Source organism: Streptomyces sparsus, assembly GCF_054776295.1.
The window spans coordinates 1-1097 of the sequence record NZ_BAAHCA010001282.1 but is presented as its reverse complement, the minus strand read 5'-3'; the positions used below and the strand labels follow the sequence as shown (position 1 = coordinate 1097).

Here is a 1097-nt window from a genome sequence, read left to right as displayed (position 1 = left end):
CCCGCCTGGCGCTCACCGACGGGTCCGCGCCGCACGGCCCGGAGATCCACTTCGACCTGGCGCTGGACTACCGCGGCGCCACCCGGATCGCGCTCGCCGGCTCCGACACCGTGCCGGCGGCGGACTTCGACGCCGCCGTCGGCCTGTTCCAGGCGCTGGGCAAGCAGGTCAGCGTCATCGAACCGGTGCCGGGCCTGGTGGTGGCCCGCACGGTCGCCATGCTGGCCGACTTCGCGGTGGACGCCGCCGCCCGCGAGGTGGCCACCGCCGAGGACGTGGACACCGCGATGCGGCTCGGCGTGAACTACCCGCGCGGCCCGCTGGAGTGGTGCGCCGACCTGGGCGCGGCCTGGGTGGCGCGGGTGCTGCGCAACCTGCACGTCGCCTGCCCGACCGGGCGCTACGCACCCTCCCACGCGCTGCAACGCCGTGAGCGGGCACAATCATGACCATGGCCAAGCGCGACACGTACACCCCCGACACCCTGCTGACGGTCGCCGTGCGGGTGTTCAACGAGCGCGGCTACGACGGCACCTCCATGGAGCACCTCTCGCAGGCGGCGGGCATCTCCAAGTCGTCGATCTACCACCACGTGCGCAGCAAGGAGGAACTGCTGCACCGGGCCATCAGCAGGGCGCTGGACGGCCTCTTCGGCATTCTCGACGAGCCGGCGGCCCGCGAGGGGCGGGCCGTCACCCGGCTGGAGCACGTCACCCGCCGCACCGCCGAGGTGCTGATGGCCGAGCTGCCCTACGTGACGCTGCTGCTGCGGGTGCACGGCAACACCGACACCGAGCGCTGGGCGATGGCCCGGCGCCGCGACTTCGACCAGCAGGTGGCCGACCTGCTCACCCGCGCCGCCGCCGAGGGGGACCTGCGTCCGGACGTCGACGTGCGGCTCGCCACCCGGCTGCTGTTCGGCATGATCAACTCCATCGCGGAGTGGTACCGCCCGGAGCGGGCGGCGGACAGCCGTGACGACGCGGCGGTCGCGGACGCCGTCGTCAAGATCGCCTTCGCCGGCCTGCGCACCTGACGCGCCCGGCCTGCGCATCTGACGCGGCGGGTCTGCGCACCTGACGCGCCGGCCTGCGCCC

At 74.0% G+C, this 1097-nt stretch carries 2 protein-coding genes; both read left to right on the top strand.

From position 1 onward, the window contains the following. Positions 1-449 (top strand): 3-hydroxyacyl-CoA dehydrogenase family protein (locus ACYVE9_RS27915; protein WP_461030672.1); only part of this gene is annotated, 449 nt, incomplete at its 5' end. Continuing rightward, positions 446-1036, top strand: coding sequence for a TetR/AcrR family transcriptional regulator (locus tag ACYVE9_RS27910; RefSeq protein ID WP_461030671.1), 591 nt, complete (start codon positions 446-448; stop codon positions 1034-1036). The genes ACYVE9_RS27915 and ACYVE9_RS27910, both read left to right, overlap by 4 nt. The last annotated feature ends 61 nt before the right edge of the window (positions 1037-1097 follow it).